At 71.7% G+C, this 26,311-nt stretch carries 23 protein-coding genes, 1 tRNA gene and 1 pseudogene; 4 read left to right on the top strand and 21 right to left on the bottom strand.

The features are described from left to right. Nucleotides 1-50: 50 nt before the first annotated feature. Nucleotides 51-1,850 carry a bifunctional 3'-5' exonuclease/DNA polymerase gene (locus tag ABH940_RS11880; RefSeq protein ID WP_370063046.1) on the bottom strand — a complete coding sequence of 600 codons (1,800 nt, stop codon included), beginning with the start codon at nt 1,848-1,850 and terminating at the stop codon, nt 51-53. A 152-nt stretch (nt 1,851-2,002) separates the two neighbouring features. Between ABH940_RS11880 and ABH940_RS11875 the strand changes: the two are divergent. Beyond that, a pseudogene (locus ABH940_RS11875) lies at nt 2,003-2,297 on the top strand (aspartate 4-decarboxylase); the annotation flags it as partial. A gap of 45 nt (nt 2,298-2,342) precedes the next feature. On the opposite strand, the gene dnaN reads toward ABH940_RS11875, so the two are convergent. From dnaN to ABH940_RS11850, 5 genes are all read right to left on the bottom strand, one after another. Further along, nucleotides 2,343-3,527 (bottom strand): DNA polymerase III subunit beta, encoded by a 1,185-nt coding sequence (gene dnaN, locus ABH940_RS11870; protein ID WP_370063048.1) that lies wholly within the window; start codon nt 3,525-3,527, stop codon nt 2,343-2,345. A gap of 160 nt (nt 3,528-3,687) precedes the next feature. Further along, complete coding sequence (locus ABH940_RS11865) at nt 3,688-4,494, bottom strand: hypothetical protein (RefSeq protein WP_370063050.1); 807 nt, start codon at nt 4,492-4,494, stop codon at nt 3,688-3,690. Beyond that, a complete protein-coding gene (locus ABH940_RS11860) occupies nt 4,491-4,934 on the bottom strand; it encodes an acyl-CoA thioesterase (RefSeq protein ID WP_370063052.1) in 444 nt (147 codons plus the stop codon). The genes ABH940_RS11865 and ABH940_RS11860 overlap by 4 nt, the downstream gene beginning before the upstream one ends. Nucleotides 4,935-5,048: 114 nt before the next feature. Beyond that, nucleotides 5,049-6,713 (bottom strand): energy-dependent translational throttle protein EttA, encoded by a 1,665-nt coding sequence (ettA, locus tag ABH940_RS11855; protein WP_370063054.1) that lies wholly within the window; start codon nt 6,711-6,713, stop codon nt 5,049-5,051. 118 nt (nt 6,714-6,831) lie between these two features. Next, complete coding sequence (locus ABH940_RS11850; RefSeq protein ID WP_370105199.1) at nt 6,832-7,560, bottom strand: single-stranded DNA-binding protein; 729 nt, start codon at nt 7,558-7,560, stop codon at nt 6,832-6,834. A gap of 407 nt (nt 7,561-7,967) precedes the next feature. Here ABH940_RS11850 and ABH940_RS11845 point away from each other — a divergent pair. Continuing rightward, nucleotides 7,968-8,040: transfer RNA gene (locus ABH940_RS11845), tRNA-Arg, on the top strand. Between the two features lie 291 nt (nt 8,041-8,331). Here the strand turns inward: ABH940_RS11845 and egtD are convergent. The 5 genes from egtD to ABH940_RS11820 form a co-directional block, all read right to left on the bottom strand. Then, complete coding sequence (gene egtD, locus ABH940_RS11840) at nt 8,332-9,321, bottom strand: L-histidine N(alpha)-methyltransferase (RefSeq protein ID WP_370063785.1); 990 nt, start codon at nt 9,319-9,321, stop codon at nt 8,332-8,334. Between the two features lie 893 nt (nt 9,322-10,214). Continuing rightward, complete coding sequence (egtB, locus tag ABH940_RS11835; protein WP_370105198.1) at nt 10,215-11,750, bottom strand: ergothioneine biosynthesis protein EgtB; 1,536 nt, start codon at nt 11,748-11,750, stop codon at nt 10,215-10,217. Next, a complete protein-coding gene (gene egtA, locus ABH940_RS11830; protein WP_370063186.1) occupies nt 11,747-13,171 on the bottom strand; it encodes an ergothioneine biosynthesis glutamate--cysteine ligase EgtA in 1,425 nt (474 codons plus the stop codon). The genes egtB and egtA overlap by 4 nt, the downstream gene beginning before the upstream one ends. A 379-nt stretch (nt 13,172-13,550) precedes the next feature. Beyond that, entirely contained in the window at nt 13,551-14,267 is a 717-nt protein-coding gene (locus tag ABH940_RS11825) for a 4'-phosphopantetheinyl transferase superfamily protein (protein WP_370063188.1), read from the bottom strand. Next, on the bottom strand, nt 14,264-15,133 hold the full coding sequence (locus ABH940_RS11820) for a RimK family alpha-L-glutamate ligase (protein ID WP_370063190.1): 870 nt from the start codon (nt 15,131-15,133) through the stop codon (nt 14,264-14,266). Before ABH940_RS11820 ends, ABH940_RS11825 begins: the two co-directional genes overlap by 4 nt. A gap of 241 nt (nt 15,134-15,374) precedes the next feature. Between ABH940_RS11820 and ABH940_RS11815 the strand changes: the two genes are divergently transcribed. After that, the gene (locus ABH940_RS11815; RefSeq protein ID WP_370063192.1) at nt 15,375-17,084 is read left to right on the top strand and encodes a glycosyl hydrolase family 8; all 1,710 of its coding nucleotides are present in this window, start codon (nt 15,375-15,377) and stop codon (nt 17,082-17,084) included. Nucleotides 17,085-17,212: 128 nt separating this feature from the next. Here ABH940_RS11815 and ABH940_RS11810 read toward each other — a convergent pair whose 3' ends face one another. Together ABH940_RS11810 and ABH940_RS11805 are read right to left on the bottom strand one after the other, a co-directional pair. Next, entirely contained in the window at nt 17,213-17,959 is a 747-nt protein-coding gene (locus ABH940_RS11810) for an AIM24 family protein (RefSeq protein ID WP_370063194.1), read from the bottom strand. 162 nt (nt 17,960-18,121) lie between these two features. Continuing rightward, nucleotides 18,122-18,508 (bottom strand): MmcQ/YjbR family DNA-binding protein, encoded by a 387-nt coding sequence (locus ABH940_RS11805; RefSeq protein WP_370063196.1) that lies wholly within the window; start codon nt 18,506-18,508, stop codon nt 18,122-18,124. 128 nt (nt 18,509-18,636) lie between these two features. Between ABH940_RS11805 and ABH940_RS11800 the strand changes: the two genes are divergently transcribed. After that, entirely contained in the window at nt 18,637-19,506 is an 870-nt protein-coding gene (locus ABH940_RS11800; RefSeq protein ID WP_370063198.1) for an SAM-dependent methyltransferase, read from the top strand. A 60-nt stretch (nt 19,507-19,566) separates the two neighbouring features. Here the strand turns inward: ABH940_RS11800 and ABH940_RS11795 are convergent, their stop codons facing one another. The 8 genes from ABH940_RS11795 to ABH940_RS11760 all read right to left on the bottom strand — a co-directional run bounded on the left by ABH940_RS11795 (nt 19,567) and on the right by ABH940_RS11760 (nt 26,149). Then, complete coding sequence (locus ABH940_RS11795) at nt 19,567-19,959, bottom strand: RNA-binding S4 domain-containing protein (protein ID WP_370063200.1); 393 nt, start codon at nt 19,957-19,959, stop codon at nt 19,567-19,569. Nucleotides 19,960-20,043: 84 nt separating this feature from the next. After that, entirely contained in the window at nt 20,044-20,775 is a 732-nt protein-coding gene (locus ABH940_RS11790) for a hypothetical protein (protein ID WP_370063202.1), read from the bottom strand. Beyond that, the gene (locus ABH940_RS11785) at nt 20,772-20,939 is read right to left on the bottom strand and encodes a hypothetical protein (RefSeq protein ID WP_370063204.1); all 168 of its coding nucleotides are present in this window, start codon (nt 20,937-20,939) and stop codon (nt 20,772-20,774) included. Before ABH940_RS11785 ends, ABH940_RS11790 begins: the two co-directional genes overlap by 4 nt. 279 nt (nt 20,940-21,218) lie before the next feature. Beyond that, nucleotides 21,219-22,217, bottom strand: a complete 999-nt coding sequence (locus tag ABH940_RS11780) for an alpha/beta hydrolase (protein WP_370063205.1) — start codon at nt 22,215-22,217, stop codon at nt 21,219-21,221. Then, nucleotides 22,214-22,954, bottom strand: a complete 741-nt coding sequence (locus ABH940_RS11775; RefSeq protein ID WP_370105212.1) for a glucose 1-dehydrogenase — start codon at nt 22,952-22,954, stop codon at nt 22,214-22,216. Before ABH940_RS11775 ends, ABH940_RS11780 begins: the two co-directional genes overlap by 4 nt. A 104-nt stretch (nt 22,955-23,058) precedes the next feature. Then, nucleotides 23,059-24,078, bottom strand: coding sequence for an acyl-CoA dehydrogenase family protein (locus ABH940_RS11770; RefSeq protein ID WP_370105197.1), 1,020 nt, complete (start codon nt 24,076-24,078; stop codon nt 23,059-23,061). Between the two features lie 2 nt (nt 24,079-24,080). Then, entirely contained in the window at nt 24,081-25,217 is a 1,137-nt protein-coding gene (locus ABH940_RS11765) for an acyl-CoA dehydrogenase family protein (protein ID WP_370105196.1), read from the bottom strand. Beyond that, the gene (locus tag ABH940_RS11760; protein ID WP_370063211.1) at nt 25,217-26,149 is read right to left on the bottom strand and encodes an enoyl-CoA hydratase; all 933 of its coding nucleotides are present in this window, start codon (nt 26,147-26,149) and stop codon (nt 25,217-25,219) included. Before ABH940_RS11760 ends, ABH940_RS11765 begins: the two co-directional genes overlap by 1 nt. Nucleotides 26,150-26,311 lie beyond the last annotated feature (162 nt).

Below are 26,311 nucleotides of genomic sequence, written 5' to 3'. Positions count from 1 at the left end.
GGGAAGCCCGGTGTTGGTGCTTTTGGCGCCGGGGCCTCCGGCACCGGGGCTCAGAACCCGTCGTCCTCGTCCGTCTCGGTGTCCTGCGCGTCGCCGCCGTCCTTCGCGTCCGCGTAGCGCTCGACGATGTGGGTGTCCATCGGGAAGTGGACGGGAGTGTCGCCGAAGACCAGCCGACGCGCCTCGTCGGCCGAGGCGGCCACCGCCGCCGAGACCGTCCCGGTGAGCGGCAGCGGGCTGTGGACCACGATCTCGTCGTGCTGGAAGAAGACCAGTCTCGGTCGCGCGCCGTCCGGGCCGGGCGGGATCTCGCCGAGGCGGCGGCGCAGTGCCGCGATCAGCGCCAGCGCCCAGTCGGCCGCGCTCGCCTGGATCACGAAGTTGCGGGTGAACCGGCCACGGGAGCGCGCCGCCGACCCCGTGCGGTCCTCGCCGAGCTCGCCCGAGGGCGAGGGATCGGCGAAACCGGCCTCCTGCCAGGAGGCCGACGGCGGGGGGCAGACCCGGCCCAGTCGCGACTCGACCACGCCGCCCGACTCGCCCGTCCGGGCCGCCGCCTCGACCAGGCCCATCGCCTGCGGGAAGCGACGGCGCAGCACCGCCAGCAGAGGGCCCACCTCGCCGCTGGTCTGGCCGTACATCGCGCCGAGCAGGCCCAGCTTCGCCCGGGCCCGGTCCCCGCCGAAGGCCTCGGCAGCCAGCCCCGCATACAGGTCGCCCGCCGCTCCAGCCCGGATCAGGCCCGGGTCGTTCGACAGCGCGGCCAGCACGCGGGGTTCCAACTGGCCTGCGTCCGCGACCACCAGGCGCCACCCCGGGTCGGCCACCACCGCGCCGCGCAGGATTCGCGGGATCTGCAGCGCACCGCCGCCCCGGCTGGCCCAGCGGCCGGAGACCACGCCCCCGACGACGTACTCCGGCCGGAACCGCCCGCCGCGCACCCACGCGTCCCGCCAGGCCCAGCCATGGGCGGCGTAGATCCGCGACACCTCCTTGTAGCGCAGCAGCAGCGGTGCGGCCGGGTGGTCGACCTGGCGCAGCAGGTGGTTCCTGGTCGACTGCAGGCTGATGCCCTGTTCGGCGAAGGCGCGCAGCACCTGGCCGGGGGAGTCGGGGTTGAGCGGTCGCCCCCCGAGCGCCTCCTGGAGCTCGACCGCGAGTGCGGCCAGCTTGGGCGGGCGTGCTCCGCCGGCCGCCTGTGCGGAGGTCGGGCGGGAGCCGAGCAGGTCGTCCAGCAGCGCGTCGTGGACCGCCGTGCTCCAGGGCAGGCCGTCGTAGGTCAGTTCCGCCGCAACCAGGCCGCCCGCCGACTCGGCGGCGCTGAGCAGCCGCAGCCCGCGCCGCGTCGGCTCGGGGAGCGCGGCGAGGCGTCGCTGCTGCTCGGCGTGGACCGCGACCAGGGCGGCGAGCGGATCCACGCCCGGGCCGAGGCGGCTGCGGTCCGGCGCGAACAGTGCGTCCTGCGCGTGCGCGTCGGACTCCGCCTCGGCGAGCCCGAGCCGGAGATCCTCGGGGACCGGCAGGCCCTTCAGCCTGGCCCAGGCCGCGCCGAGCGAGCGCGGCTCGCCGTATCGCCCCTCGTGGGCCAGGAGCAGCGGTTCCACCAGCTTGACGTCGTGGCAGCGCCCTAGCCGACTCTCCGGCAGGCGCGGCAGCAGCCGGGGGTAGACGTCCTCCGTGGCGGCCCAGACCCACCGGGGGTGCTGCGCATGCTCCCGCTCGGCCATGGCCGCGGCCAGATCCCGCACCCGCTCGGGCAGACCGAGTTGATGCCCGTCCTCACGCAGGGGCTGCAGTCGCCCGCCCGGACCGTCCTGGTCCGCATCGACCGCGATGCGCTGCTCGGCCACGCCCTCGTCCCTGCTGTCGCTGATGTCGTTGTTGCTGATGCCGCTGCTGCTGCAGCTGCTGTCGTTCGCTTCGGTCTTCTGTCTGTTCTCGCTGACGCGAACGTAGCAGCCGTCACTGACAAACCGGTTCGGGCACCGCCGTGGCCGGCTGGGACCCGACCCGGGCCGGCTACTACATCGAGCTCGACCTGTTGGCCGAGGCCGAGCGTGTGGGCGGGCGTCCGTTCGCGGACTACTTCCAGGAGAACTACGTGCCGACGGAGCCGCTGTTCCGGCTGGCCGAGCAGACGGGCGTGGTGCTCCTCAACGGCGGTGGCTTCGAAGGGCCGCAGTGGTCGGTCCGCGTCTCGTTGGCCAACCTGGACGACCTCGACTACCTGAAGATCGGGCCACCACCTCAAGGAGATCTTCACCGAGTACCGCAGGGAGTGGGAGCAGACCAGGTAGCCTCCCTGCTCAGGTGGTCGCCCCCAACGGCCTGCGCGTCGGATGTCAGCCGACGCGCAGTGGCATGAAGAGGTAGCGATAGGACGGTGTGTCCTCGGACGCCTGGGTGGTCGTGCTTTCCTCGCGGCCGGTGAGGACGGCGGGCTTGGTGGGCGTGGTGTAGCTGAGCTCGGCGTAACGGGACGTCAGCGCGCCCAGGCCGTCGAGGAGATAGCCCGCGTTGGCGGAGAGCACGATCGGCTCGGCGGCGAAGAGCGCGTCCAGGGTCTGCCGCCCACGTGCCTTGCTGCTGCCGCCGGCGTCGACGACAAGCCGGCCCGGCTCGAACGAGAGCCGGAGCGGACGATGCCGTTCGGTCACCAGAGCGACGCGCTTGACCGCGTCAAGCAGCGGGCGGCGCTCGATCAGCGCGCTCCCGGTGAAGGCGGACGGGAAGATCGCCTCGTACCGGATGAAGTCCGCTGCCAGCAGCCGGGTCGTGGCCTCACGCGAGCCTGCGGTGAAGCCGATCAGGCCGCCGTTGCCGCTGCTGGTGCCGTTGCCGTCCTCGACGCTGGGGGAGATCCGGATCTGCTCGTCCTTGGTCAGGGAGCGCGTGATCTCGTGCAGGGTGCGCGCCGGGACCAGCGCGACCACGGGTGCGCCGGGCAGTGTCTCATCAGTGGTTCGCAGCCAGGGAAATTCCCGGACGGCGAGGCGATAGCGATCGGTCGCCACCAGCCGCAGCGTGTCGGTGTGGAGCTCCAGGCGGATACCGGTGAGGAACGGCAGCGCCTCGTCCCGCCCGGCCACCACCGCGACCTGGGAGACCGCCTCGGCGAAGAGCGCGCCGTCCACCGAGCCGAGCGCGGGCGGGAGTTCGGGCAGTCGTGGACCCTCCTGCAAGGGGAGCAGCGGGAGTTCGAACTGCGCCGGACCGCAGGTCAGCAGCGCGTCCGCCCCGGCTGTGCTGAGCTCGACGTCGTGGCCGACCGGCAGTGCCTTCGCCAGATCCGCGAGCAGTCGTCCGGGCACGCGCGCGGCCCCCGGCTCGAAAACCTCGGCCCGGCTCTCGAAGCGCGCCGACACCTCGAAGTCGAACCCGGACACGGCAAGCACGCCCCCGTCGCCTCGCTGCTCCGCCGTCAACAGCAGCCCGGACAGGGCCGGGACCGTGGACCGTGCGGGCAGTGCGTGCGCCGCCCAGGCGACCGCCTCGGCCAGTGCTTCGCGGGAGAGCCGGAGTTTCACCTGTGTCTGCCTTCGTTCGGAGCCGATCCGTCTGCTCGCATCCTGCACCCCGGCACTGACAACGGTCGGTGCGTGAGGAGGCGGGCGAGGAGGGGACGGGGCGAGAAGGAGGCGGGCGAGGAGGGGACGGCCAAGGTAGGCGGTGGCTACCGGCGCTGTGTCAGCGCGGAGACCGGCCGCCGAGGCTCGGGCCGAAGGAGAGGCCGAGGCCGGCTCCGGGGGTGGAGGCGCGCCGGACGATCACCGAACCGCGCGGTGCGGTGAGCCGCAGCCAGGCTGGGTGCTGATGCAGTGCCAGCTGCGGGGCCTGGCGGAGCAGGCCGGTCAGATATGCGGCATGCAGGGCCCGCAGCGTCAGGCCCGAGGGGTGGACGCGACGGGACCATATGGCCTCCGCCAGGGCGTCGCCACCGGCTCCGCCTGCAGACTCCGCGCCGTCCGCGCCGTCAGCACCGCCCATGTCCGGCTGGCCGGCGCGCCGGAACTCCGCCACGGCCGCCGCCACGGCTGCGCCGAGCGGCGCCGTCGGCAGGTCCGCGACGTGCTCCCAGCCGCTGCGGGGCGGGAGCAGACCGGCCCAGGCCGGGCCTGTGATGGACGGAGGGAGCACCAGACCGTCCTCGTCCTCGCCCAGGTCCTCGCGTGCGCCCAGGTCCTCGCGTTTGCCCAGGCGCTCGCCTTCGTTCGCAGACCCGGACTCCTGCGGCTCGCGGCTGAGCTCCTCCAACCACTGGCCCGCCGACACGGTCACGTCCAGCGGATGGGCCTGTGCCAGCCGGGCCGTGCGGATCACCAGCGGGCCCGCCTCACCGAGGGGGATGCGGGCGAAGACGGCCAGGGTCGCGCCCGCCGTCTGCAGTCGAACGGCCGCGGCCCGGTCGTAGCGGAGCAGCCGGGTGAGGAAGTCCGCCAGCGGCGCGACCTCTTGCGGTTCCGCGAAGCGCAGCGGCTCGACCGCGGTCCTCATGCCGCGACCGTCTCGGATTCCAGGTACTCGGCCAGGAAGGCGCGCTCGCCCGGCGTCAGCCGACGCGGCCGGGCCTCGGCCAGGTCGTAGGGCACGCAGACGGTGCTGGCCCGCGCGTACACCCTGTCCGCGCCGTCGGGGCCCGCGCCGATGTCCTTGACCTCATAGGTGACGGTGAAGGACGCGCGGCCGAGCTTGCTGATCCAGGTCTCGATCGTCACCGGCTCGGGGTGGTAGACCAGCGGGATCAGGTAGTCGATCTCGTGCCGCGCCACCACCGAGCCCTCGGAGAAGGCCTTCTCCCCGACCTCGCCGGCCGTGGTGAAGGTGAAGTCGATCCGGGCCTCCTCCAGGTAGCGGAGGAAGTTCACATTGTTGACGTGCCCGAACACGTCCATGTCGGACCAGCGCATCGGGCAGGCGTATATGTGGCGAGCCACGGGGTCTCCGTCGGTTGCAGCGCCCGGGGCGGGCGAGGGCAGCGCGGTCCGGCTGGAACTCCGGCCCACCCCGGGGCACTTGTCGTGCGGTGGTGGTGCTTCAGCGGACGCCGCTCAGTCGCGGGTCAGCTTCTTGTAGGAGGCGCGGTGCGGACGGGCCGCGTCGGCGCCCAGGCGCTCGATCTTGTTCTTCTCGTAGGACTCGAAGTTGCCCTCGAACCAGAACCACTTGGAGTCGCCCTCGTACGCGAGGATGTGCGTGGCGACCCGGTCCAGGAACCAGCGGTCGTGGGAGATGACCACGGCGCAGCCCGGGAACTCGAGCAGGGCGTTCTCCAGCGAGCTCAGCGTCTCGACGTCGAGGTCGTTGGTGGGCTCGTCGAGGAGGAGCAGGTTGCCGCCCTCCTTGAGGGTCAGCGCCAGGTTGAGGCGGTTTCGCTCACCACCGGAGAGGATGCCGGCCGCCTTCTGCTGGTCCGGGCCCTTGAAGCCGAACGCGGAGACGTAGGCGCGGGACGGCATCTCGACCTGGCCGACATGGATCCAGTCCAGGCCGTCGGAGACGACCTCCCAGAGCGTCTTGTTCGGGTCGATGTTGGCGCGGCTCTGGTCGACGTAGGAGACCTTGACCGTCTCGCCGACCTTGACGTTGCCGGCGTCCGTCGACTCCAGACCGAGCATCATCTTGAAGAGCGTGGTCTTGCCGGCGCCGTTCGGGCCGATGACGCCGACGATGCCGTTGCGCGGCAGGGTGAAGCTCAGGTCGTCGACCAGGACCTTGTCACCGAAGGCCTTCGCCAGGTGCTCCGCCTCGATGACGATGGAGCCCAGACGCGGGCCCGGCGGGATCTGGATCTCCTCGAAGTCCAGCTTCCGCATCTTGTCGGCCTCGGCCGCCATCTCCTCGTAACGGGCGAGACGGGCCTTGGACTTGGCCTGGCGGCCCTTGGCGTTGGAGCGGACCCACTCCAGCTCGTCCTTGAGGCGCTTGGCGCGCTTCGCGTCCTTCTGGCCCTCGATCTTGAGGCGGGACTGCTTGGTCTCCAGGTAGGTGGAGTAGTTGCCCTCGTAGGGGTAGGCGCGCCCGCGGTCCAGCTCGAGGATCCACTGGGCGACGTTGTCGAGGAAGTACCGGTCGTGGGTCACGGCCACGACGGTGCCCGCGTACTTCTCCAGGTGCTGCTCCAGCCACTGGACCGACTCGGCGTCCAGGTGGTTGGTGGGCTCGTCGAGGAGCAGCAGGTCGGGGGCCTCGAGCAGCAGCTTGCAGAGCGCGACGCGGCGCTTCTCGCCACCGGAGAGGTTGGTGACCTGCCAGTCGCCGGGCGGGCAGCCCAGGGCGTCCATGGCCTGCTCGAGCTGGGCGTCGAGGTCCCAGGCGTTGGCGTGATCCAGGTCCTCCTGGAGCTTGCCCATCTCGTCGAGCAGGGCGTCGGAGTAGTCCGTCGCCATCAGTTCGGCGATCTCGTTGAAGCGGTCCAGCTTCTTCTTTGTCTCGGCGACGCCGTCCTGGACGTTCTCCAGCACGGTCTTGGACTCGTCGAGCGGGGGCTCCTGCAGGAGCATGCCCACGGAGTAACCGGGGGAGAGGAAGGCATCGCCGTTGGACGGCTGCTCCAGCCCGGCCATGATCTTGAGCACCGTGGACTTACCGGCGCCGTTCGGCCCGACGACGCCGATCTTCGCTCCAGGCAGGAAGCTGAGCGTCACGTCGTCAAGGATGACCTTGTCGCCGTGCGCCTTTCGCGTCTTGCGCATGGTGTAGATGTACTCAGCCAAGATGAACCGTCCGGCGTCGTGGTTGGGGTGTGGCTACAGCCTTCCATTGTGCCGCACCCGGGGGGGCGGCCCGAACGCCCTCCCCGCCGGGTGGCGCGTCCGCCGCGACGGACCGGGCCTACGACTGCTCCGCGCCGACAGGGGTGCCGGCGGCGGTACCGACGACCGTACCGACGGCGGCGAGGGGTTCGCGGTCGGGCGTCTCGTCGGACGACGTTCGTGCGGGAGACCCACTCGACCCACTCGGCCCGCTCGGCCGTCGATCCAGCGCCGCCAGGGTGAGGACGGGCGTCACGGGCCCGTCCGGTCGGGGCTCCGAGGCCGAGGGACGGTTCGGCCGGGGGCCGGGGCGCGGGCCGCCGGTCTGCCGCGCCCCCGTCGTCTCCTTGACGCGCTGGTCCGCCGCCTGCTTGTCCTGTGGGCGCTCGCTCATCCGGGCACGCTCCGTGCGTGACGCCACCAGCTCCGGGCGTCCGCGGACGGTGCGATGGAAGATCGTCGTGCCGCGGGCCAGGTCGTGGCCGAGGGCCATGGCCTCGATCTCCGCCGACACCCCCTTGGGGCGGCCGTCCGTCCGATCCCACTCGCGGATCCGCATGCGGCCCGTGATCAGGACGGGATCGCCACAGCCGATCGAGGTGAGCGCGTTCTCCGCCAGGCTGCGCCAGGCCCAGACCGTGAAGAAGCTGGTGTCCCCCTCCACCCAGACCTGCCGGGGCCGGTCGAAGCGTCGTTCCGTCGCCGCCAGCCGGAAGTGGGCCACCGGGACGCCGCCCGCGGTCGTCGAATACCGCACCTGGCTCACCGCGACGCCGACCAGCGTGACCATCGCGCCGTTCATCATCATCGTGCAGCCCCCAAGCATCGTTGTTGGGCACGGCCCCGTCGGGGCCTTCGTGGGGACCACCCTGCTCCGGGCCGGGTACATCCGCCGCAGCGGAACGCTCGCCCTGTGGACAACCTGCGCCTGTGGAAAACCGCACCACCCGAACGGGTGCACTTTGCTGTCTGGCAACCGGAGCCCGTCCGACCGTACGACTGCATAACGGCTGAGGCAGCAGCGCAGTAACGACTGAACAACAGCAGCGTTCCATTGCTACGCGACCGCTGCGCCCGCCGCACACCACCTGCGATTATCAGACCGCCCTGCGGCAGGTTCGCCCGAACGACCCGGTCGCAGGCACCCGGTGGTGAGCCCTGGCCTGCTTATCCTGTCCCACGACAGGATCCGGCCCACGCCAGGCTCCACGCCAAGCCCCCGTAGCTCAGTGGATAGAGCAGGTGCCTTCTAAGCACTTGGCCGCAGGTTCGAGTCCTGCCGGGGGCGCACTGAAACAACCCCTGGGCAGTTGCGCGATCATGGCGACGTTTCCGCAGTTCAGGGGTTGAACTGCGCTGGCGTGTACATTACCAAACGTGTGCCACTGGCAACAGGGGCAGTCGGATGTCAAACGGAATACGGTTCCCGCACAGTTCCCGCCGGACGGCGGGGAGTTCCGGGAGACCCGGAACTCCGGAACCCGTGAACCCCGGAGAACGGCGCAAGGGCCGGCCGGAATCTCCGGCCGGGCCCTTCCCATCTGGCCTTCCCGTCGGGCTGCCGGCGTGCGGGCAGGGGTCAGCGGCTGGGGACCGCCAGGAGGAGGGCGAAGCGTTCGGCCTCGTCGGTCCACCAGTGGCGGACGGTGAGGCCTTGGGCGGCCAGCTCCGCGGTGAGGGAGTCGCGGCGGAACTTGCAGGAGATCTCCGTGCGCATCAGCTCGTCCGGTGCGAAGTCGACCGAGAGGTCGAGCGCGGGCACCTTGACGGACTGGGCACGCAGGGAGCGCAGGTGCATCTCGATGCGCTCCTCCTGTGCGTTCCAGAGCGCGACGTGGGCGAAGGCGTCGGGGTCGAAGTCGGCTTCGAGCTCACGGTCGATGACGTTGAGCACGTTCTTGTTGAACTCCGCCGTCACGCCCGCGCTGTCGTCGTACGCGCGGACGAGCACGCCCCGGTCCTTGACCAGGTCGGCGCCGAGGAGCAGCACGTCGTCGGCACTGAGCGTGCGGCGCAGGGAGCGGTAGAAGGATGCGCGCTGTTCCGGGTCGAGGTTGCCGATGGTGCTGCCGAGGAACGCGACCAAGCGAGGCCCGGGTGCGTCCGGCGGGAGGGCGAGGTCGGCCTCGAAGTCGGTGACGGTCGCGGCGACGCGCAGCCCGGGGTAGTCGCGGACCAGGGCGGCCCCTGCCTGCTCCAGCGCGCTCGGGCTGACGTCGAGCGGTGCGTAACAGGAGAGCGTCCCCGCCGTGGTGAGCGCGTCGAGCAGGAGCCGGGTCTTGCGTGAGGAGCCGGAGCCGAGTTCGAAGAGGGTCGCGGCGCGGGTCAGGGCCGCGATCTCGGGCGCGCGGCGGGTGAGGATCTCCTGCTCGGCGCGGGTCGGGTAGTACTCGGGGAGCCCGGTGATCTGCTCGAACAGCTCGCTCCCGTGCGCGTCGTAGAACCACTTGGGCGGCAACGTCTTCGGACGGGCGGTCAGGCCCTCGGTGACGTCCTTGCGCAGGGCGTTGGTGAGGTGATCGGCCGGGAGCCGGTTGTCCAGGGTGAAGCGCGGGCGATCCGTGATCATGCGGTGCGTCTCCGGTTCGTTCCTGACGAGGGTTCGTCGGGGTCGTCTGACGGGCCTGAGCGGGACGATGCGGACCCGCGCCCGGGTGGCGAGCAGGAGGGAGCGGTCGGGGACTTCCTGCCAGTGGCCCGTGGTCGCGCTCGCCGGTTCGTCGTCCGGCTCGGAGGCGACGAGCACGCGGCCCGGCGCGTGCCGGTACCAGAGGGTGTCGCCGAAGCGGGTGGCGGCGATGGCCTCGCCGTCGGTGAGCAGCAGGTTCAACCGCGCCTCAGGGCGGACCGACGCCACCTGCCGGACCAGCGCGGCCAGCGCTCCGCCCGCGGGCTCGCCACGGCGCAGGCGGCGGACCAGCATGGCCCAGAGCAGCGCCGCGTCGCTGTGGGCCTCCAGGGCGAGCAGGTCGGCGGCACCCAGCGGGGCGCCCGCGCCCGGGCCGCGACCCGCCGCGATCGCGTCGGGGAGCCGGGTCCACTCGGGGACCGCGCCGTTGTGACTGAACAAGTGGCGGCCGTCGCGGAAGGGTGCGGCAGCGGACTCGTCCGGGCTGGTGCCCGCCGTGGCCGAGCGGACCGCGGCCAGCGCGGCGGGGCTGCGGACCGAGCGGACCAGGTCGGGCAGGTTGGCGTCGGCCCAGATCGGCACGGACCGCCGGTAGCGGGAAGGGACGGGCGCGTCCGCGCCCTCCTCGGCCGCGCCCGCCTCGGCCGTACCTTCCTCCGCCACGCCCGGTGCCGCGATGTCCGGATACCAACCGACGCCGAAGCCATCGGCGTTGACGGTTCCGTGGGTCTGCCGTCGTGGTTCCCAGGACTGCTGGTAGAGCCCGTGACCGGGCCGCAGCAGCAGCGCCTCCAGGGTCACGGACGGGCCGAGGTATGCGAGATGACGGCACATCAGGGCATGTGCTCCTCGGGCTGGTTCGGAAGCTCGTCGGCCCGCAGGCTGTCCGTTCCGGCGTCCCGCGCCGTCCGGAAGCCGCAGAAGATCTGGCGGCGGATCGGGTAGTCCCAGTTGCGGAAGGTGCCGCGGCAGGCCACCGGGCCGACGCCGAATGCGCCGCCGCGCAGCACCTTGTAGTCGGGGCCGAAGAAGACCTCCGAGTACTCCTTGTACGGGAACGCGACGAAGCCCGGGTGCGGCAGGAAGTCGCCGGAGGTCCACTCCCAGACGTCTCCGATCAACTGCCGTGCCCCGTACGGCGATGCGCCCGCCGGATAGCTGCCGACCGGAGCCGGCTGAAGGTGGCGTTGACCGAGGTTGGCCCGCTCCGGGGTCGGGTCGGCGTCACCCCACGGGTAGCGGCGCGAGCGGCCGGTGGCGGGATCGTGCCGGGCGGCCTTCTCCCACTCGGCCTCGGTCGGCAGTCGTCGTCCGGCCCAACGCGCGTACGCGTCGGCCTCGTACCAGCAGACGTGCATGACCGGCTCGTCGTCCGGCACCGGCTCGGTGACGCCGAACCGACGGCGGACCCAGCCGCCGGGAACGCTGTCGTCACGGGACCAGAACAGCGGTGCTTCGAGACCGGCCTGGAGCCGGTGCGCCCAGCCGGCGGTGGACCACCAACGGGCCTCGTGGTAACCGCCGTCGGCGATGAACCGCTGGTAGGCAGCGTTGCTCACCGGGACCGTGTCCAGCCAGAACGAGGCCACCTGGACCTGGTGCGCGGGACGTTCGTTGTCCAACGCCCACGGGTCGGCGGCGTCGTCGGACGCGTGGAACGAGCCGCCACGCGTCTCCGGGCCGCCGGTCCCCATGGTGAACGGGCCGCCGGGGATGAGGACTTCGGCCGGGAGCGAGGCGGTGTCGGCCGGAGCGGGCGCCGGTGCGGGCGCGTGCAACACGGCGGGGCCGCGCCGCAGTTGGTGGGTGGCCAGCATGGTCTCGTCGTGCTGCTGCTCGTGCTGGGCCAGCATGCCGAAGACGAACCCCCGTGCCAGCAAGGGATCCTGCTCCGGCCCGAGGTCCGCGCCGTCCAGGACCTCGAACGCCTGCCGGCGGACGGCGGCGGTGTAGTGGCGGGCCGGGTCGGGCGGGAGCAGCGGCAGCGCCGGACGGTCGGCGCGCGGGTGCTGGAACGCGTCGTAGAGCGGGTCGAGATCGGGTCGCAGTGCGGGACGGCCGCCGCCCTCGCGGACCAGCCAGATCTCCTCTTGGTTGCCGATGTGCGCCAGGTCCCAGACCAGCGGGGACATCAGCGGCGAGTGCTGGGCGCTCAGCCCTTCGTCGTCGAGGCAGTCGGTGAGCGCGAGGGTGCGGCGGCGCGCCCGCTCCAGCGCCTCGCGGGCACGGGCCCGCAGCGCTTCGGTGTCGGCGGCCGGCGTCGACTGCTGATCCGGCGTCAGCTCCTGGCCGGATGTCAGATTCTGATCGGGCTTCGCTTGGCTATCCGGCGTCGGGCTGTTGGTCGAAGTCGGGAAGGTGTCGGTCATCGGTGGCTTCCTTCCAGGCGGTTCGGCCGGGCCACGCGGTCGTCCAGCAGGTCGTCGGCCGGACATCGCCCGCGTTCGGGGTAGCGCTGCGCGAAGGCCGCGACGGCACCGCGCAGTGCGGTGGGGACATCGGGGCGGGACAGCGCCGAGTCCACGGCGGCGAAGCAGGTCAGAGCGGCCTTGGCGAGCTCGGGTGCGGACAGGCCCATGCGTGCGGCGCGGGTCCACATCGTGCGCGGCGGCATCGTGGAGCCGTTCGGGCAGAGCGGCTCGGTCGCCGCCCAGGCCACCTGCGCGGCGGCCGGGTCGTCCATCAGGGTGGCCGCGACCAGCGCCGGGACGATCCAGCCGTCCCCGGGTTGGGCATCGATCATGCGCAGCTCCAGGTACCCGCGCGGTCGGACCGGCGGGAAGAGGGTGCTGAGGTGGTAGTCGAGGTCGTCCAGGGTCGGCGGACGTTCGGCGATGCGGCCCGCCAACCAGGAGGCGAAGGTGTGTCCGGGCGGCGAGGTCCAGTCCTTCGGGGCGTCGCGGCGCAGGCAGAGCAGCCCGGCGCTCATCGCGTACCGCACCCATGCGGAGCGCGGATCCCCGTCCGGCCCCTCGTCGGACGGCCCGCCGTGCCACCCGCCGACCGGGCGCTCACCGTTCACGGCCGGTCCCGGCGGACGGGTACGGCTCGGGTCGAGGTGTTCCCAGGCGGCCTGGCGGGTGGACCGCCAACCGGTGGGCTTCCCGTGCCAGAGCGGGGAGTTGGCGAAGGCGGCGACGAGCACCGGCCCGAGCCGGTGCACCAGTTGCCACCGCTCGCGATACCCGGTCGGCCCCGCGCCCTCGGTGCCCGCGTCCAAGTTGACCTGGACGGCGGCCGTGGCGCGCATCATCATCCGGCCCCACGGGCCGATGCGGTCGAGATAGGTCTCCATCGCCGCATAGCGGGGATGGTCGAGTACCCGCGGCGGGTTGCGGAACGGGTCGAGCCCGTAGCCGCGGAGTTGCAGACCCTTGTCTGCGAGCGTGCGCCTGACCACGTCCAGATCCTCCGCCGCGGTGGCCACGCAGGCGACCACGTCGGGGGCGGGCGGAGCGCTGAGCTCCAACTGCCCACCCGGCTCACGGGTCAGGGCGGTGCGATGCGGAAGTCCGCCGCCGGAACGAACATCGCCGGAACGGACACCGCCGGGGCGGACGCCGTTGTGACGGGATCCGTTCGCCGCCCGGGCCGGCCCTCCTGCGGTCGTTCCCTCGGTGATCGGCGCCAGCGCGGCGTCGAGTCGCTCCAGGGTGACCGGACTGTGCGGCCGGTTGCGGTCGTGCACGAGCCATTCGAGCTCGACACCCACATGCCGGGGCGGGCCGGTCTTGAAGCAGACTCCGTGGATGTGGTCTGCGGCTCGCTCGCGCGACAGCTCAATGCCCACGGTTCACTCCTCCTTCCAGGTTCCACCTAACCCCTCGGCGGCCCTGGCGGCACGCCGAGCGCGTCCATCCTCTGTGGGCCTGAGGAGCGGGCGACAGCACGGTCTGAGCCGTTCGGGAGCGGGAAGGGCCCGTGGTGGGAGCGGTGCGTCCGCGTGCGGGCGCGCCCGCACGGGCGCGTGACGTGTGCGAACCGAAGAAATCCGGATTTGGCTGGAAACAAACGTTCGAAAACGGCGACTGCTGGCTGGTAAGGATCTCTTCCGAGGACGGCTTCCCGGGCATCGGCATCGAGGTGCCCAGCGCCCCTCCGGCCGGAGGGGGTCCCGGCATCCGCTGAGGTCGCCGGGGCTCCGCAGACGGAGCGGCGGGAGCGGCGCGTCAGGCGGAGACGCTGCGCCGCAGTGTGTAGCGGGCGGCGGGAGCCTGGACGGCGACGGCGGCGGCATGGTCGGGGCCGGCCGGGATGTCGAGGACGGTCCAACCGGACGGTCCGGGCGCGGCGCCGGTGGTGCCGAGGTAGTCCTCGGACAGGTCGCGGCCGAGGCCGGTGCCCAGGCCCTTGAGGTAGGCCTCCTTGCGGGTCCAGATCCGGGAGAAGGCCTCGCCTTCGGTCGACGTCCGCTCGGCGGCGAGCTCCTGCTGCTCGGCAGGGTGGAGCAGGCCGCGGACCTCGCCCACCGCACGTGCGGACGCGGTCTGTTCGACGTCGACACCGATCGGCACGGTGGCCAGCCCGAGCATCACCAGGTCGCCGCCGTGGGAAAGGTTGAAGTGCGGCAGCGACCGGCCAGCGGGAACGGACCTGGCGGCCACCCGCGGCCGACCGTGGAGCGCGTCGCAGCAGGGGCAGGGTTCGCGCTCGAAGGCCAGCGCTGCGGGGTCGACGCCGAGGTGCGAGCCCAGGACTTGACGGAGCGTCACATGCGCCACTTCGTACAGCAGTCGGTCCGCCGCGTGGACGAAGCGCTCGGCCCGCTGGCGTTCGTCGTCGTCCAGCAGGTCGGAGGCGGCGCCGGGGGCGGCCTCCGGTGCGCGGGCGTCGATCAGCCAGAGGTCGACGTCGACGGCCGCGGGGCCCGACGGGTTGGTGGTCACGGCAGCAGGGCCGCGAGATGGCGGGCGTAGCGCGTGGTCGCGCCGTCCGCGTAGGGCAGGAAGAGCTCGGGCTCGATCAGCTCCAGCTCCATCACGGCCGGGCCGGACGGCAGCTCGACCAGGTCGACCCGCCCGTATGCGGTCGCCGCCGGGGCGGCGGCCAGCGCGGCGCGTGCGGTCGCGAGTTCGGCGTCGGAGGGGCTGTGCGCCTGGACCGTGCCGCCGTGGTGCTCGTGGATCCGGTACTCGCCCTGCGCGGGGACCTTGCGGACCGCGTGGCTGTACTCCTCGCCGAAGAAGATCAGGGAGGTCTCGCCCCGCGTCAGGATCGACTCGACCAGCGGCTGCAGCAGGGCGTCGCCGCGCTCCAGCAGGTCCGCGAGATGGGCGGCTGTGCCGGGCGCGGAGGGGAGCGCGCGAAGGGCGCCGCGCGCCCCGGCGGAGACGGCGGGCTTGGCGACGACCTCCACCTCGCCGTGCTGCTCCCGGAAGGCGGCGAGCGCCGCGTCGACCGCCCTGCCGTCGGCGCCCCGGCGGAGCACCTGCGTCGGTATGGACGGGACGCCGTGTCCGGCGAGTTCGACCAGGTAGCCCTTGTGGCAGTTCCAGCGGATCACCTGGGCGGGGTTGCGCAGGGCGGTCCGGCCGTCCGCGTGGTCGGCGAAGGAGAGGAACTCCTCAAGGCGGTCCCAGTAGTCCCAGGTGGTGCGGACCAGGGCCAGGCCGAAGGAGGGCCAGTCCAGCGGCTCGTCCCAGGGGTGGACCTCGGCCCGGATGCCCAGCTGTCGCAGCTCGTCCACCAGCAGGTCGTTCTCCGGGACGTCCCGGGGCATGGTGCGACCGGTGAGCAGGGCGATGTCGGGCATGGGCGGCTGCCTCCGTCTGCGAGTGGCTCGGCGAGCGGCTCAGCGAGTGGCTCAGCGACTCGCTCGGCGAGTGATTCCGCGATCGATTCCGAGGACTCGACTGCTCAGTGAGCCTATCGGGTGAGTCGTCCGTAGAGGATCTTGCGGGACATCTTGACGCGCTCACGGCCAAGCGAAAGACTCCCGGGAAAACAGGTTAGGAAACTTTCCTAACTTTAAACTCCTCGTGCAAGGAGTGTCGATGGTCCGTACTCCGCAACGCGCTCTTGTGAGCGTGGCCGCCCTGGCCACCGTCGCCGTGGGTGTGGCTGTGGGCGGGGGCAGCGCCACCGCTGCCGCCACGCCGGCGATGCCGTTCCCGCAGCACCAGACGTACAAGGTCGGCGTGATGCCCTCCGCGTCGCAGTCCGCGCGCGACGCCGCCGTGGAGAAGCAGTTCAACTCGTGGAAGAGCACCTACCTCGTCCACGGCTGCGCCTCGAACGAGTACTACGTCTCCACCAAGGGCGACGACGACGCGACCAACAACGGCACGGTCTCCGAGGCCCAGGGCTACGGAATGAACATCGTGCCGCTGATGGCGGGTTACGACTCCAACGCCCAGACCGAGTTCAACGGTCTCTGGCAGCTGGTCAAGGACCACCTGGACCAGTGGGGCCTGATGCAATGGCAGTTGGACGGCAAGACCTGCAAGTACTACAGCTCCGGAACCCCCGACGCGGCCACCGACGGGGACCTCGACATCGGCTACGGGCTGATCCTGGCCGACAAGCAATGGGGCGGCTACACGGCCGACGCCAAGGCCTGGTTGGCCAAGGTCTACGCCAACGACGTTGCCCCCGACGGCCACTTGAAGTGCGAGGACGACGGGCCGAACACCGACACCCGTCCGTCCGACAACATGCTCGACCACCTGCGCGCCTTCGCCGCCTACGACACCGCCCACGACTGGTCCAAGGTCGTGAACCGGATGCAGGCGGTCGTCAGTGAGTACACCGCGACGTACTCGTCGAGCGCGGGCCTGCTGTCGGACTTCGTCATCCACGCCGACACCACCTCCCCCTCCCCGGCTCCGGCCAACTACCAGGAGGACCAGCCGGACAACATCGTCGGCTACAACTCCATCCGCGTGCCCTGGCACCTGGGCACCGACGCGCTGCTCTACGGCTCGACCACGGCGTCGGTCTCCTACCAGACCGCGAAGAAGGAGTCGGCCTGCACCAAGAGCCTCTCCGGTGGCAATCCGGCCGACGTCCAGCCGCACATCAAGCTGAACTGCGCCAACGCCAACATCTCCAACGACACCCAGGCGGAGGAGGCGGGCGACTCGGTCGGTCCGGCCGCCATGGCCGCCGGCGACCAGGCCTGGACGGACGCCATCTGGAAGCAGTTGGCGACCAACCCGTTCGGGGACGCCTACTACGGCGAGACGATCAAGATGATCGTCTACATCGTGATGGCGGGTGACTACTGGAACCCGGCCGCCACCAACTCCACTCCCTCGCCCTCCAGTTCGGCCAGCCCGAGCCCCAGCCCCACGCCCACGCAGCAGCCCACGCTCTACGAGGCCGAGGCGTCGGGCAACACCCTCGCGGGCGGCGCCCGTGTCGTGACCTGCGCGAGCGGTTGCTCCGGCGGCGCGCGGGTCGGCTACATCGGCACGGGCACGTCCGGGTCGGGCACGTTGACCATCACGGGGGTCAAGGCCGTCGCCAACGGCACCTATCCGCTGGCGATCAGTCTGATCAACGGCGCAAGCAGCACCCGCAGCGTCACGGTGACGGTCGACGGCGTCGCCCACACGGTGGGCGTGCCGCCGAAGGGGACGTTCAGCGCGGCGCAGCCGCAGACGGTCACTGTCGACGTCACGCTCAGCGCGGGCAGCGCCAACACGATCGAGTTCTCCAACGCGTCGTCCCGTGCTCCCGACGTGGACTGCGTGCGCGTCTGACGCAGAGCCGGTCCGGTGCCGACCGCTCCTTCAGGGGCGGGGCACCGGACCGGCACCGTGCGTGTCGCGGGATCAGACGCGTTGGAGGGAAAGGTGAGGGAAGGTTGGGGGCGTCTGCTGATCGCTCGTCAGGAACGCAGCATGCTGCCGACGATGCCGCCGCCTGCGGCCGGAGCGGCCTCGTTGGCGGGCATGTAGGGAGCCAGGGCGTGGGCGAGGCCGGGCAGGGTCATGCTCTGCAGCCAGATCTGGCCCGGACCCGTCAGGGCGACCAGGTGGTAGCCGTCGCCGCCGAAGATCTTGTTGGCGATACCGGGGATCCGGGTGATGGTGAACGACACCGACTGTTCGAACATGCCGACATGGCCCGGGTGCACCAGCATGGTCTGGCCGGGGCCGAGGGTGTAGGTGGTGAGCTCACCGGAGAGCTCGATCCAGGCGCGGCCCTGGCCCTCCAGCTTCTGCAGCACGAAGCCGTCGCCGCCCCAGAGGCCGCCACGGAAGGACTGCTGCAGGCCGACCGAGGGCGTGATGCCGGGGGTGCCGCAGAGCCAGCCGTGACGGTGCACCATGAAGCTGCGGCCGGGCATGATGTCCACCGGCACGATGTGGCCGGGCACCTTGGCGGCGAACGCCACCAGTGCCGGTCCCCCCTGGGCCTGATACTGCGTCAGGAACAGCCCGCCGCCGCCGAGCACGCGCTTCATCGCGCCCATGAAGCCGCCACCGCCGCCCTGCTGGCCGCCGACGGTCTGCGTCATCTGCACGTTCGCCGACATCCACGAGAGCTCGCCGTGCGGCGTGACGACCAGCTCCCCGGGTGCCAACTGCACCTCGAGCACCGGCAGAGTGCTGCCCTTGACATCAGCCTGCATGGTGGCTGCCCCCCTTGTCCTGGACCTGGTGTCTGTCGCTGTTGCGCACGCTCTCTGCTGCGCACGTTCTCTGCTCCGCACGTTAGCGTGCCCCCGAATCCGCGCGCAGTCACCCCCGGTGCTGTCACCCGCGCGCACTGTGGCAGGACCGGGACGGTTCCGTCACTTCGCGCGAAGTCCCGGCCAGTCGAGGAGGAGTTGCTGTCTGCGGGGGAGCGAGGAGACGACGAGGTCGTAGGAGTCCTCGATCATCTCCCTGACCAGCGGGTCGTTCAGCGAGCCGTCCAACTTGACCGTGTTCCAGTGCTTCTTGTTGAGGTGCCAGCCGCCGGTGATCTCCGGGTGCTCGGCGCGCAGCCGGACGGCGAGCTCGGGGTCGCACTTGAGACTGATCTGCAGCCGTGCGGCGTCGAGTTCGGAGATGGCGAAGATCTTGCCGCCCACCTTGAAGACCGAGGTCTCCGGATTGAACGGGAATGTTTCCTCTGCGCCGTTGAATTCGAGACAGAAGGACCGGAGTTGGCCGGGGGTGAATGATCCGTGATCCATGCTCTCAGTCTGCCGCCCACAGATAGCATGATTTGGACCGGCGGGGCGATGGAATGTCACCACGTGTCGGGGTGCTGCTGTCGGGGTGCTCTGAGTAGTCTGAGCGCACGAGAGAGGGGGCTCACGTGATGCAGGACAAGAGCTGGGACTGGGCGGAGGGACCGGACGGGGACGTGGAGCGGACACCCGAGCTGCGGACGGACGTGCCGCATCCGGCGCGGATGTACGACTACTACCTGGGCGGCAAGGACAACTTCCCGGCGGATCGCGCCGCTGCCGAGCAGGTCGTCCGGCTGCTGCCGAGTGCACCGACCGCGGCCCGCGCCAACCGCCGGTTCCTGGGACGCGCCGTCAGGCATGCGGCACGGGCGGGCATCCGTCAGTTCCTCGACATCGGGACCGGTATCCCGACGTCCAACAACACCCATGAGGTCGCCCAGCAGGTCGCACCCGACGCGCGCGTGGTCTACGTCGACAACGACCCGATGGTGCTGACCCACGCCAGGGCGCTGCTCAGCAGCACACCCCAGGGCCGGACCGCGTACGTGGACGCCGACTTCCACGACCCGTCAGCGATCCTCAACGCCCCGGCGACCAAGGAGCTGCTCGACCTGGGGCAGCCCGTCGCGGTGCTGGTGGTCGCACTGCTGCACTTCCTGCCGGAGAGTGACGACCCGTACGGCCTGCTGGACCGCTACAAGCGGGAGTTGGCGCCCGGCAGCATGCTGATCCTCTCACACGGCAGCGGCGACTACGTCTCGCCCGAGGTGGCCGAGGCGGTGACCCAGGTCTACGCCGCGTCCGGCATGCACATCATGTCGCGATCGCACGACGAGGTGGAACGCTTTGCGCTGGGCCCCGGCTGGCAGCCGGTCGGACCGGGCGTGGTCGCCCTGAACGAGTGGCAGGCCGACGGGGAGGGCGTCGACGAGGAGGACCTGACGATCACCCGCGAGGAGGTCGCCGGCTACGCGTCGGTGTCGGTCAAGACCCGCTGAACAAGGGCCTCCGAACAAGGGCCCCTGAGCAAGGGCCCCTGAACAAGACTGTCTGAGCTGTCACGATCCTCTGAGCTTGTTGATCTCGCGGCGGTCCCGCTTGGTCGGACGGCCGGCGCCGCGGTCCCGCACCGGGACCGCGGCGAGCAGCTCGCGGGGCGGGGGCGGCGGGCTCTTGTCGACGAGGCACTCGGCGGCGACGGGCGCACCGACGCGCTTGCTGATCGTCCTCGTGACGACCACGATCCGCTCGCGGCCCTCCTGGCGGAGTCGGACCTCGTCACCCGGTTTGACCGGCTGCGCGGGCTTGGCTCGCTCGCCGTTCACCCGGACATGCCCGGCCCGGCAGGCGGCACCGGCGGCGGAACGGGTCTTGGCCAGCCGTACCGACCAGATCCACGCATCCACCCGTACGGGCGCGCTCTGCACCGTCGTGTCCGCCGTGTCCACCATGGGGAAACCCTAGCGCGGGGGTCTGACGGATCCAGGCGCGCCCGATGGGGCCGTGCAGGCGTGCAGGCGTCCAGGCCGTCGACGTCAGTCGTTGGCGGTGCCGGTCAGGCGGTCGATCTGGAGCTGGAACCAGTCCAGGCGGGCCTGGAGCAGGGCGGCTTCCGCCGCGAGCTGCGGCACGACCGCGTCCGTGCCGGTCACCGACTCGTCGAACGGGCCGGGCGTGAGCGGCGGCGGCGCGAACGGGGAGCGGATCGGGGGCGCGATGCGTTCGTCGTACGCCGCCGTGACCCCGCGCCCGGCCAGGCGGGCGTAGGCGTCGAAGCGCAGCAGCGGGCGGTTGGCGGCGCAGACCGCGCAACTGCCGGTGATCGCGCGCCAGCCGATCAGGCCCTCGCCGGTGTCCAGCACGCCCTCGGACGGACGGCCGCACACGCAGCGCGGCAGCAGGATCCGGCGCACGCGCTGGCGCTCGAAGCGCAGTCCGTGCTCGTGGCGCAGGTACGCGCCGATCACCGCCACCTCGAGCACGACGGTCTCCCGGTACTCCGTGGCGCAGCCCAGCTCCAAGGCGGTGGCCAGGTCGTGCACGGCGTAGAAGCCGCAGGCGCACCAGCGTGACGGTGGCTTGTGACGTCGCTCGTAGCCGCAGCGGGCGTCGTCGACGGGACCGTAGACGATGTCCGCGCCGAGCGACACCCCGCGGAAACCCAGCCTGGCGCCGTCGGCGGACAGCAGCGGGCGGGCGATCTTGTAGCCGACGGGCGGCCGGTCCGGGGACTCGCGGGGAGTACGGGACCGGCCGAAAGGACTCACTGCTCCGCGCTCGAACCCGCCCGCGCCGGGACGGTCTCCGGAACAGCGTCCGGACGGGTACTGCTGAGCTGTTCAGCGGTGTCGAGCTGCGGGGCTTCCTCGTGCGTCTCCTCGACGAGCACGTCCTCCGCGACGCCCGTTGCGACCAGTTTGCCCAACCTCATGACGACTCCTTGCCCGGTGTCGTGTCTGAACTGCTGGTGACGGTTCGTGCTCCCATGGTGGCCCAGCGACGGCGAGGACGGAAGAGGAGACCCGCTGAACGGGGGGCTGGGCCCTGTCGTCAAACTCGCGTCGGGTCAGCCCGGGTCGTCTGGTGCGGACAGCTGCAAGGCGGAGGATCGCCCTCGTACTGGGCCGTACTTGGGCGATCCGACAACGCAGCAGCGGCCCGTGCCAGGCGAGCCGGGCCCGGCGGGAGTTTGACGACAGGGCCTGGGGGGCTACGCTCCCCGTTCGCGCAGCCAGGTCGCCGCGTCGGTGAGGGCGGTGTCCGCCGCAGGGAGGTGGTCGAGGACGCCGAGGAAGCCGTGGAAGGCACCGGGATACAGGTGGACCTCCACCGGGACGCCGACGGCGGCCAGGCGGCGTGCGTAGGCGAGGCTCTGGTCGCGGAGGACGTCGCAGTCGGCGACGACGAGGAGCGCGGGCGGCATGCCGGACAGGTCCGGGGCGAGGCCCGGGGAGGCGAGTGGTCCGAGTGCGGCCGGACCCGTCGCCGCCGGGCCCAGGTACTGCTCGGTGAACCAGCGCAGGTGGTCGAGGGTCATGAAGTAGCCCTCGCCGAAGAGTTCGGCGGACTCGCCGAGGAGACGCTGCTCGACGCAGGGGTAGATGAGGAGTTGGCCGGCCAGAGCAGGGCCGCGCCGGCCGTCCTGCCTACGCTCAACGGCCAGGCTCAGCGCCGCGCCCGCCGCCAGATTGCCGCCCGCCGAGTCGCCGCCGACGAAGATCCGGGACTGGTCGCAGCCCAACTCATCGGCGTGGCACAGCGTCCACGCCAGCGCGGCGCGGGCGTCCTCCGTCGCGGCGGGGAAGGGATGCTCGGGCGCCAGCCGGTACTCCACGGAGAGGACCGTCGCGCCGCTGCGGTGGGCCAACTCCCGGGAGGTGCGGTCGTGGGTGTCCAGGTCGCAGATGACGAAGCCGCCGCCGTGAAAGAAGAGCAGCAGCGGCCCGCCGACGGAGGCGCCTGCGCTCGGCCCGTTCGGCCGGTACAGCCGCATCCGGACCGGCACGTCCTCCGGGCCGCCGGGGACCAGGTCGCGGACCTCGGCAAGCTCCGGGCCCGGCGGCTTCTCTCCAGGCGCGGCACCGGCCTTGGACGCGGCACGCATGGACGCCACCGACAGCGGGGCCCGGGCCGGGTCGGGGAAGCGGGCGGCCATGGCGTCGCAGAGCACGCGGGCGGTGGGGGAGAGCAGATCGGGAGTGGGGGTCATGCCGTGGTCATCCCTCCGTCGACGGTGAACTCGGCTCCGGTGATGTAGGAGGCCGCGTCGGAGACCAGGAAACGCACCAGGCCCGCCACCTCCTCGGGTTGGCCGATCCGCCCGAGGGCCAGGTGCGACCAGTCGCGCCCGGCGACCGCCTCGCCGACCATCGGCGTCCGGATCGCGCCCGGGTGGACGGAGTTGACCCGGATCCCGTGCGGGCCGAGGTCGAGGGCGCTGGAGCGGGTCAGGCCGCGCAGGGCGAACTTGCTGGAGCCGTAAGCCGCGTGGCCGGGTATGCCGACCAGCCCGGCGGTGGAGGAGATGTTGACGATCGACCCGCCGTCGACCCGCTTCAACTCCGGTACGACGGCCTGGATACCGAGGAACGGGCCGATCAGGTTGACCTGGAGCAGCTGCTCGAAGCCGGCCCGGGTCTGGGTCTCGACCGAAGCCGTCCGCCACAGCGCGGCGTTGTTGACCAGCGCGTCCACCCGGCCGAAGGTCGCGAGGGCGGTCGCGACGACCTCCGCCCACCCGGACGCGTCGGTCACGTCGTGCGGGACGAACACGGCGGCCCTGCCGAGCTCGGCGGCCGTCGCCCGGCCCTGCTCCTCCAGCACGTCGGTGAGCACCACCCGGGCGCCGGACTCAGCGCAGAGCCGGGCCTCGACCCCGCCTTGACCGCGTGCGGCCCCGGTGATCACCACGACCTTGCCGTCGAGCGTCGGATCGCCTCCGGTCATGCCCCCACCGGTCATGCCCCCACCGGCCGTGCCCCCACCGGCCGTGCCCCCACCGGCCGTGCCCCCACCGGCCGTGCCCCTACCGGCGGCCATGTCGTTTCCGCTCACGCGCGGACCTCCGTCGGACCGGCGGCGAGGACCAGCGCGCGGCAGGCGGCGGGTGCGCCCCAGGCGTCGCGCAGCGGTCGGGACTTGCGCAGCCCGAGTGAGAGGTCAAGCTCCTCGGTGTAGCCGACGGCGCCGTGCAGTTGCAGGGCGGCGCGGGCCGCGGTGTATCCGGCCTCGCCCGCGGCGACCTTGGCCATGGCGATGTCGATGGGGTCGAGAGAGAGCGCGGCGGCGTGGACCAGCGGCTGCGCGAACTCCAGCGCGAGCAGCGCGTCAGCGAGCCGGTGCTTGACCGCCTGGAACGAGCCGATCGCAGTGCCGAACTGACGGCGTTGGCCCGCATAGGCGACGGTCTGCTCCAGCAGCGCACGGCCGACGCCGAGCGACTGCGCTGCCGTCGCCAACGCGGCCCAGCGGCCCGCCCGTTCGGCGGCGACTCGAACCCGTGGGCCGGACGCCACGGCCGGACCGGCGGGCTCGACCGCGAAGAGCCGACGCGTCGGATCCAGCGAGGCGAGGGCGGCGCCCGAGGGCGTGGCGAGGAACAGCTCGTGGCCACGGACCAGCAGCACGACGTCTGCCGAGTCGGCGTCGAGCGCCCAGGCGGAGGCGAAGGGGAATGGCGCAGCGTCAGAACCGTGGGACAGCTGTAGCGTGGCCGAGGCGTGGCCGGAGGCGAGACGCGGCAGCCAGCTCTTTCCCAGGTCCGGATCGCCCAACTCGGCCAGCAGTACGGCGGATGCCACCGTCTCGACCGCCGGGCCCGGCACCGCGTGGCGGCCCAAGCGCTCGAAGGCCAGGGCCGTCTCCACCGGCAGGAGGCCGACGCCGTCGAACTCCTCCGGCACCGCCAGGGCGAAGACGCCGGCGTCGGCGAGCCGGAGCCGGAGCGCGTGGCCCGGAGCCGTGTCCCCGAGCGCCCAGGAGCGGGCGACGGCCGGGGTGTCGGAGGCGGCCAGCAGCGCGTCCAGGGAGCGGACGAAGTCGCGTTGTTGGTCGTCGAGGAGGAACCGCACAGCTACCGCCGTCCCTTCGGCAGGCCGAGCAGCCGCTCGGCGATGATGTCGCGCTGGATCTCGTTGGTCCCTGCGTAGATCGGCCCGGCCAGGGAGAAGACCCAGCTCTCCGCCCAAGGCCCGGAGGCCAGTTCGGCCTCGGGGCCGAGCAGGTCGAGTGCGGTCTCGTGCAGGGCGATGTCGAACTCGGACCAGAAGACCTTGTTGAGGCTGGACTCCGCGCCGATCTCCGCGCCTGCGGCGAAGCGTGAGGCGTTGGCGTAGGTGGAAAGCTGGTAGGCGCGGGCGCCGATCAGCGCGTCCGCGACGCGCGGTGCGAGCTCCGGATCGCCGCTCTCCCGCCACAGCGCGGCCAGCCGCTGCGCGGAGGCGAGGAACCGGCCGGGGGAGCGGAGCGTCAGGCCGCGCTCGTTGCCCGCTGTGCTCATCGCGACGCGCCAGCCCTGACCCGGAGCGCCGATGACGTCCTCGTCGGGGACGAAGACCTGGTCGAGGAAGAGCTCGGCGAAGGCCGGTTTGCCGTCCAGCCGCCCGATCGGACGGACCGTCACACCCGGTGCGCGAAGATCGAACATCAGGTAGGTGAGGCCCTGGTGCGGTTTGGGCAGGCCCGGTTCGCTGCGGAAGAGGCCGAACGCGCGGTCCGCGAAGGCGGCCCGGGAGGACCAGGTCTTCTGGCCGCTGAGCAGCCAGCCGCCGTCGGTCCGTTCGGCGACGGAGCGCAGTGACGCCAGGTCGGAGCCGGACTCGGGCTCGGACCAGGCCTGCGCCCAGATGGTCTGTCCGCTGGCCATGGCGGGCAGGACGCGGGCCCGCTGCTCGGCCGTGCCGTGGTCGAAGAGGGTGGGGGCGAGCAGGTTGATGCCGTTCTGGGAGACCCGACCCGGCGCACCGGCGGCGTAGTACTCCTCCTCGAGGACCAGCCAGTGCATGATGTCGAGGCCACGACCGCCGAACTCCTGCGGCCAGGAGACCACCGACCAGCCGTCGGCGTGGAGTTCGGCCTCCCACGTGCGGTGGGCGGCGAAGCCCTCGCGGGTCTCCAGGGACGGCAGCGGGACGGTCGGGACGTGGGCGCGCAGCCAGGCGCGGGCCTCGGCGCGGAAGGCCTCGACCTCGGGGGAGTGTCGCAGGTCCACTAGGCGCCGGCCTTCTTCTTCATCGAGGCGATGTCCATGCCGCCGAGCGAGTCGGTGGCGACCTCCGCGTTGTGGGCGTGGGCGAGGTGGTGCAGACCGAAGACCGAGTCCATGCCGGCGTGCAGGCCCTGGAGGTCCTCCGCCTGGTTGACGGCGCGTTTGGTGAGGGCGAGGCCCAGGCGGGGCATCTCGGCGATCTGCTCGGCGAGTTCGCGGGTGCGGTCGGCGAGTTCGGCACGGGGGACGACGCGGTTGACCATGCTGATCTCATGGGCGCGCTGGGCGCTCATGCGGTCGCCGGTGAAGAGGAACTCCTTGGCGATCCGGGGCGGCATCACCCAGGGGTGGGCGAAGTACTCGACGCCGGGGATGCCCATCCGCACGACCGGGTCGGCGAAGAAGGCGTCGTCGGCGGCGACGATCAGGTCGCAGACCCAGGCCAGCATCAACCCGCCTGCGACGCAGGCTCCTTGCACCGACGCGACGACGGGTTTGGGCAGCTCGCGCCAGCGGCGGCACATGCCGAGGTAGACCTCGGACTCGCGGGCGTAGCGGGACTCGGCGCCCTGCTTGTCGGAGTGGTCCCACCAGAGCCCGGCGCGGCGCTCGAACGGGAGATGGGCGTCGCGGCCCGGCGTCCCGATGTCGTGGCCCGCCGAGAAGTGGTCGCCCGCGCCGCCCAGGACCACGACCTTGACGTCGCCGTCCTCGGCGGCGCGGTAGAAGGCGGCGTCGAGGGCGTAGGTCATCGCCGAGTTCTGTGCGTTGCGGTAGCGCGGGCGGTTCATGGTGACGTAGGCGACCGGGCCGCGGCGGTCGTAGAGGACGACCTGCTCCGCGGGCGGCGCGTCGGCCGGCCGGGCGGTGTCGGGCCGTTCCGGTCCTGAGGCGTCAACCGGATCTTGCTGGTCATCAGTTCGGGTGGCGGGCATCAGTGGCTCCTTCCCTAACAAGTGTTTGGTAGGTTAACGTACCCGCATGACAGACGTCGACAGGTTGCTCCGAGGGCTCTACGCCGAGCCCTGGGAGCTCGGCCGGGCGGTGAGGCGAGAATGAGACGGTGCCGAGTACGAACAGGACCACAAGCAGGTCCA

The organism is Streptacidiphilus sp. BW17, from assembly GCF_041262485.1.
In the GTDB taxonomy this organism is placed as follows: Bacteria; Actinomycetota; Actinomycetes; order Streptomycetales; family Streptomycetaceae; genus Streptacidiphilus.
Note: the sequence above shows the minus strand (reverse complement) of the source record. Positions and strands in the feature narration are given on the sequence as shown.

Excerpts from the sequence above, each read along its gene's own strand:
- ABH940_RS11865 (WP_370063050.1), bottom strand. The coding sequence starts at position 4,494 with ATGAGGACCGCGGTCGAGCCGCTGCGCTTCGCGGAACCGCAAGAGGTC.
- ABH940_RS11850 (WP_370105199.1), bottom strand. The coding sequence starts at position 7,560 with ATGATGATGAACGGCGCGATGGTCACGCTGGTCGGCGTCGCGGTGAGC.
- egtD (WP_370063785.1), bottom strand. The coding sequence starts at position 9,321 with ATGATCACGGATCGCCCGCGCTTCACCCTGGACAACCGGCTCCCGGCC.
- egtB (WP_370105198.1), bottom strand. The coding sequence starts at position 11,750 with ATGACCGACACCTTCCCGACTTCGACCAACAGCCCGACGCCGGATAGC.
- ABH940_RS11820 (WP_370063190.1), bottom strand. The coding sequence starts at position 15,133 with ATGCCCGACATCGCCCTGCTCACCGGTCGCACCATGCCCCGGGACGTC.
- ABH940_RS11815 (WP_370063192.1), top strand. The coding sequence starts at position 15,375 with ATGGTCCGTACTCCGCAACGCGCTCTTGTGAGCGTGGCCGCCCTGGCC.
- ABH940_RS11810 (WP_370063194.1), bottom strand. The coding sequence starts at position 17,959 with ATGCAGGCTGATGTCAAGGGCAGCACTCTGCCGGTGCTCGAGGTGCAG.
- ABH940_RS11805 (WP_370063196.1), bottom strand. The coding sequence starts at position 18,508 with ATGGATCACGGATCATTCACCCCCGGCCAACTCCGGTCCTTCTGTCTC.
- ABH940_RS11800 (WP_370063198.1), top strand. The coding sequence starts at position 18,637 with ATGCAGGACAAGAGCTGGGACTGGGCGGAGGGACCGGACGGGGACGTG.
- ABH940_RS11795 (WP_370063200.1), bottom strand. The coding sequence starts at position 19,959 with ATGGTGGACACGGCGGACACGACGGTGCAGAGCGCGCCCGTACGGGTG.
- ABH940_RS11785 (WP_370063204.1), bottom strand. The coding sequence starts at position 20,939 with ATGAGGTTGGGCAAACTGGTCGCAACGGGCGTCGCGGAGGACGTGCTC.
- ABH940_RS11780 (WP_370063205.1), bottom strand. The coding sequence starts at position 22,217 with ATGACCCCCACTCCCGATCTGCTCTCCCCCACCGCCCGCGTGCTCTGC.
- ABH940_RS11775 (WP_370105212.1), bottom strand. The coding sequence starts at position 22,954 with ATGACCGGAGGCGATCCGACGCTCGACGGCAAGGTCGTGGTGATCACC.
- ABH940_RS11760 (WP_370063211.1), bottom strand. The coding sequence starts at position 26,149 with ATGCCCGCCACCCGAACTGATGACCAGCAAGATCCGGTTGACGCCTCA.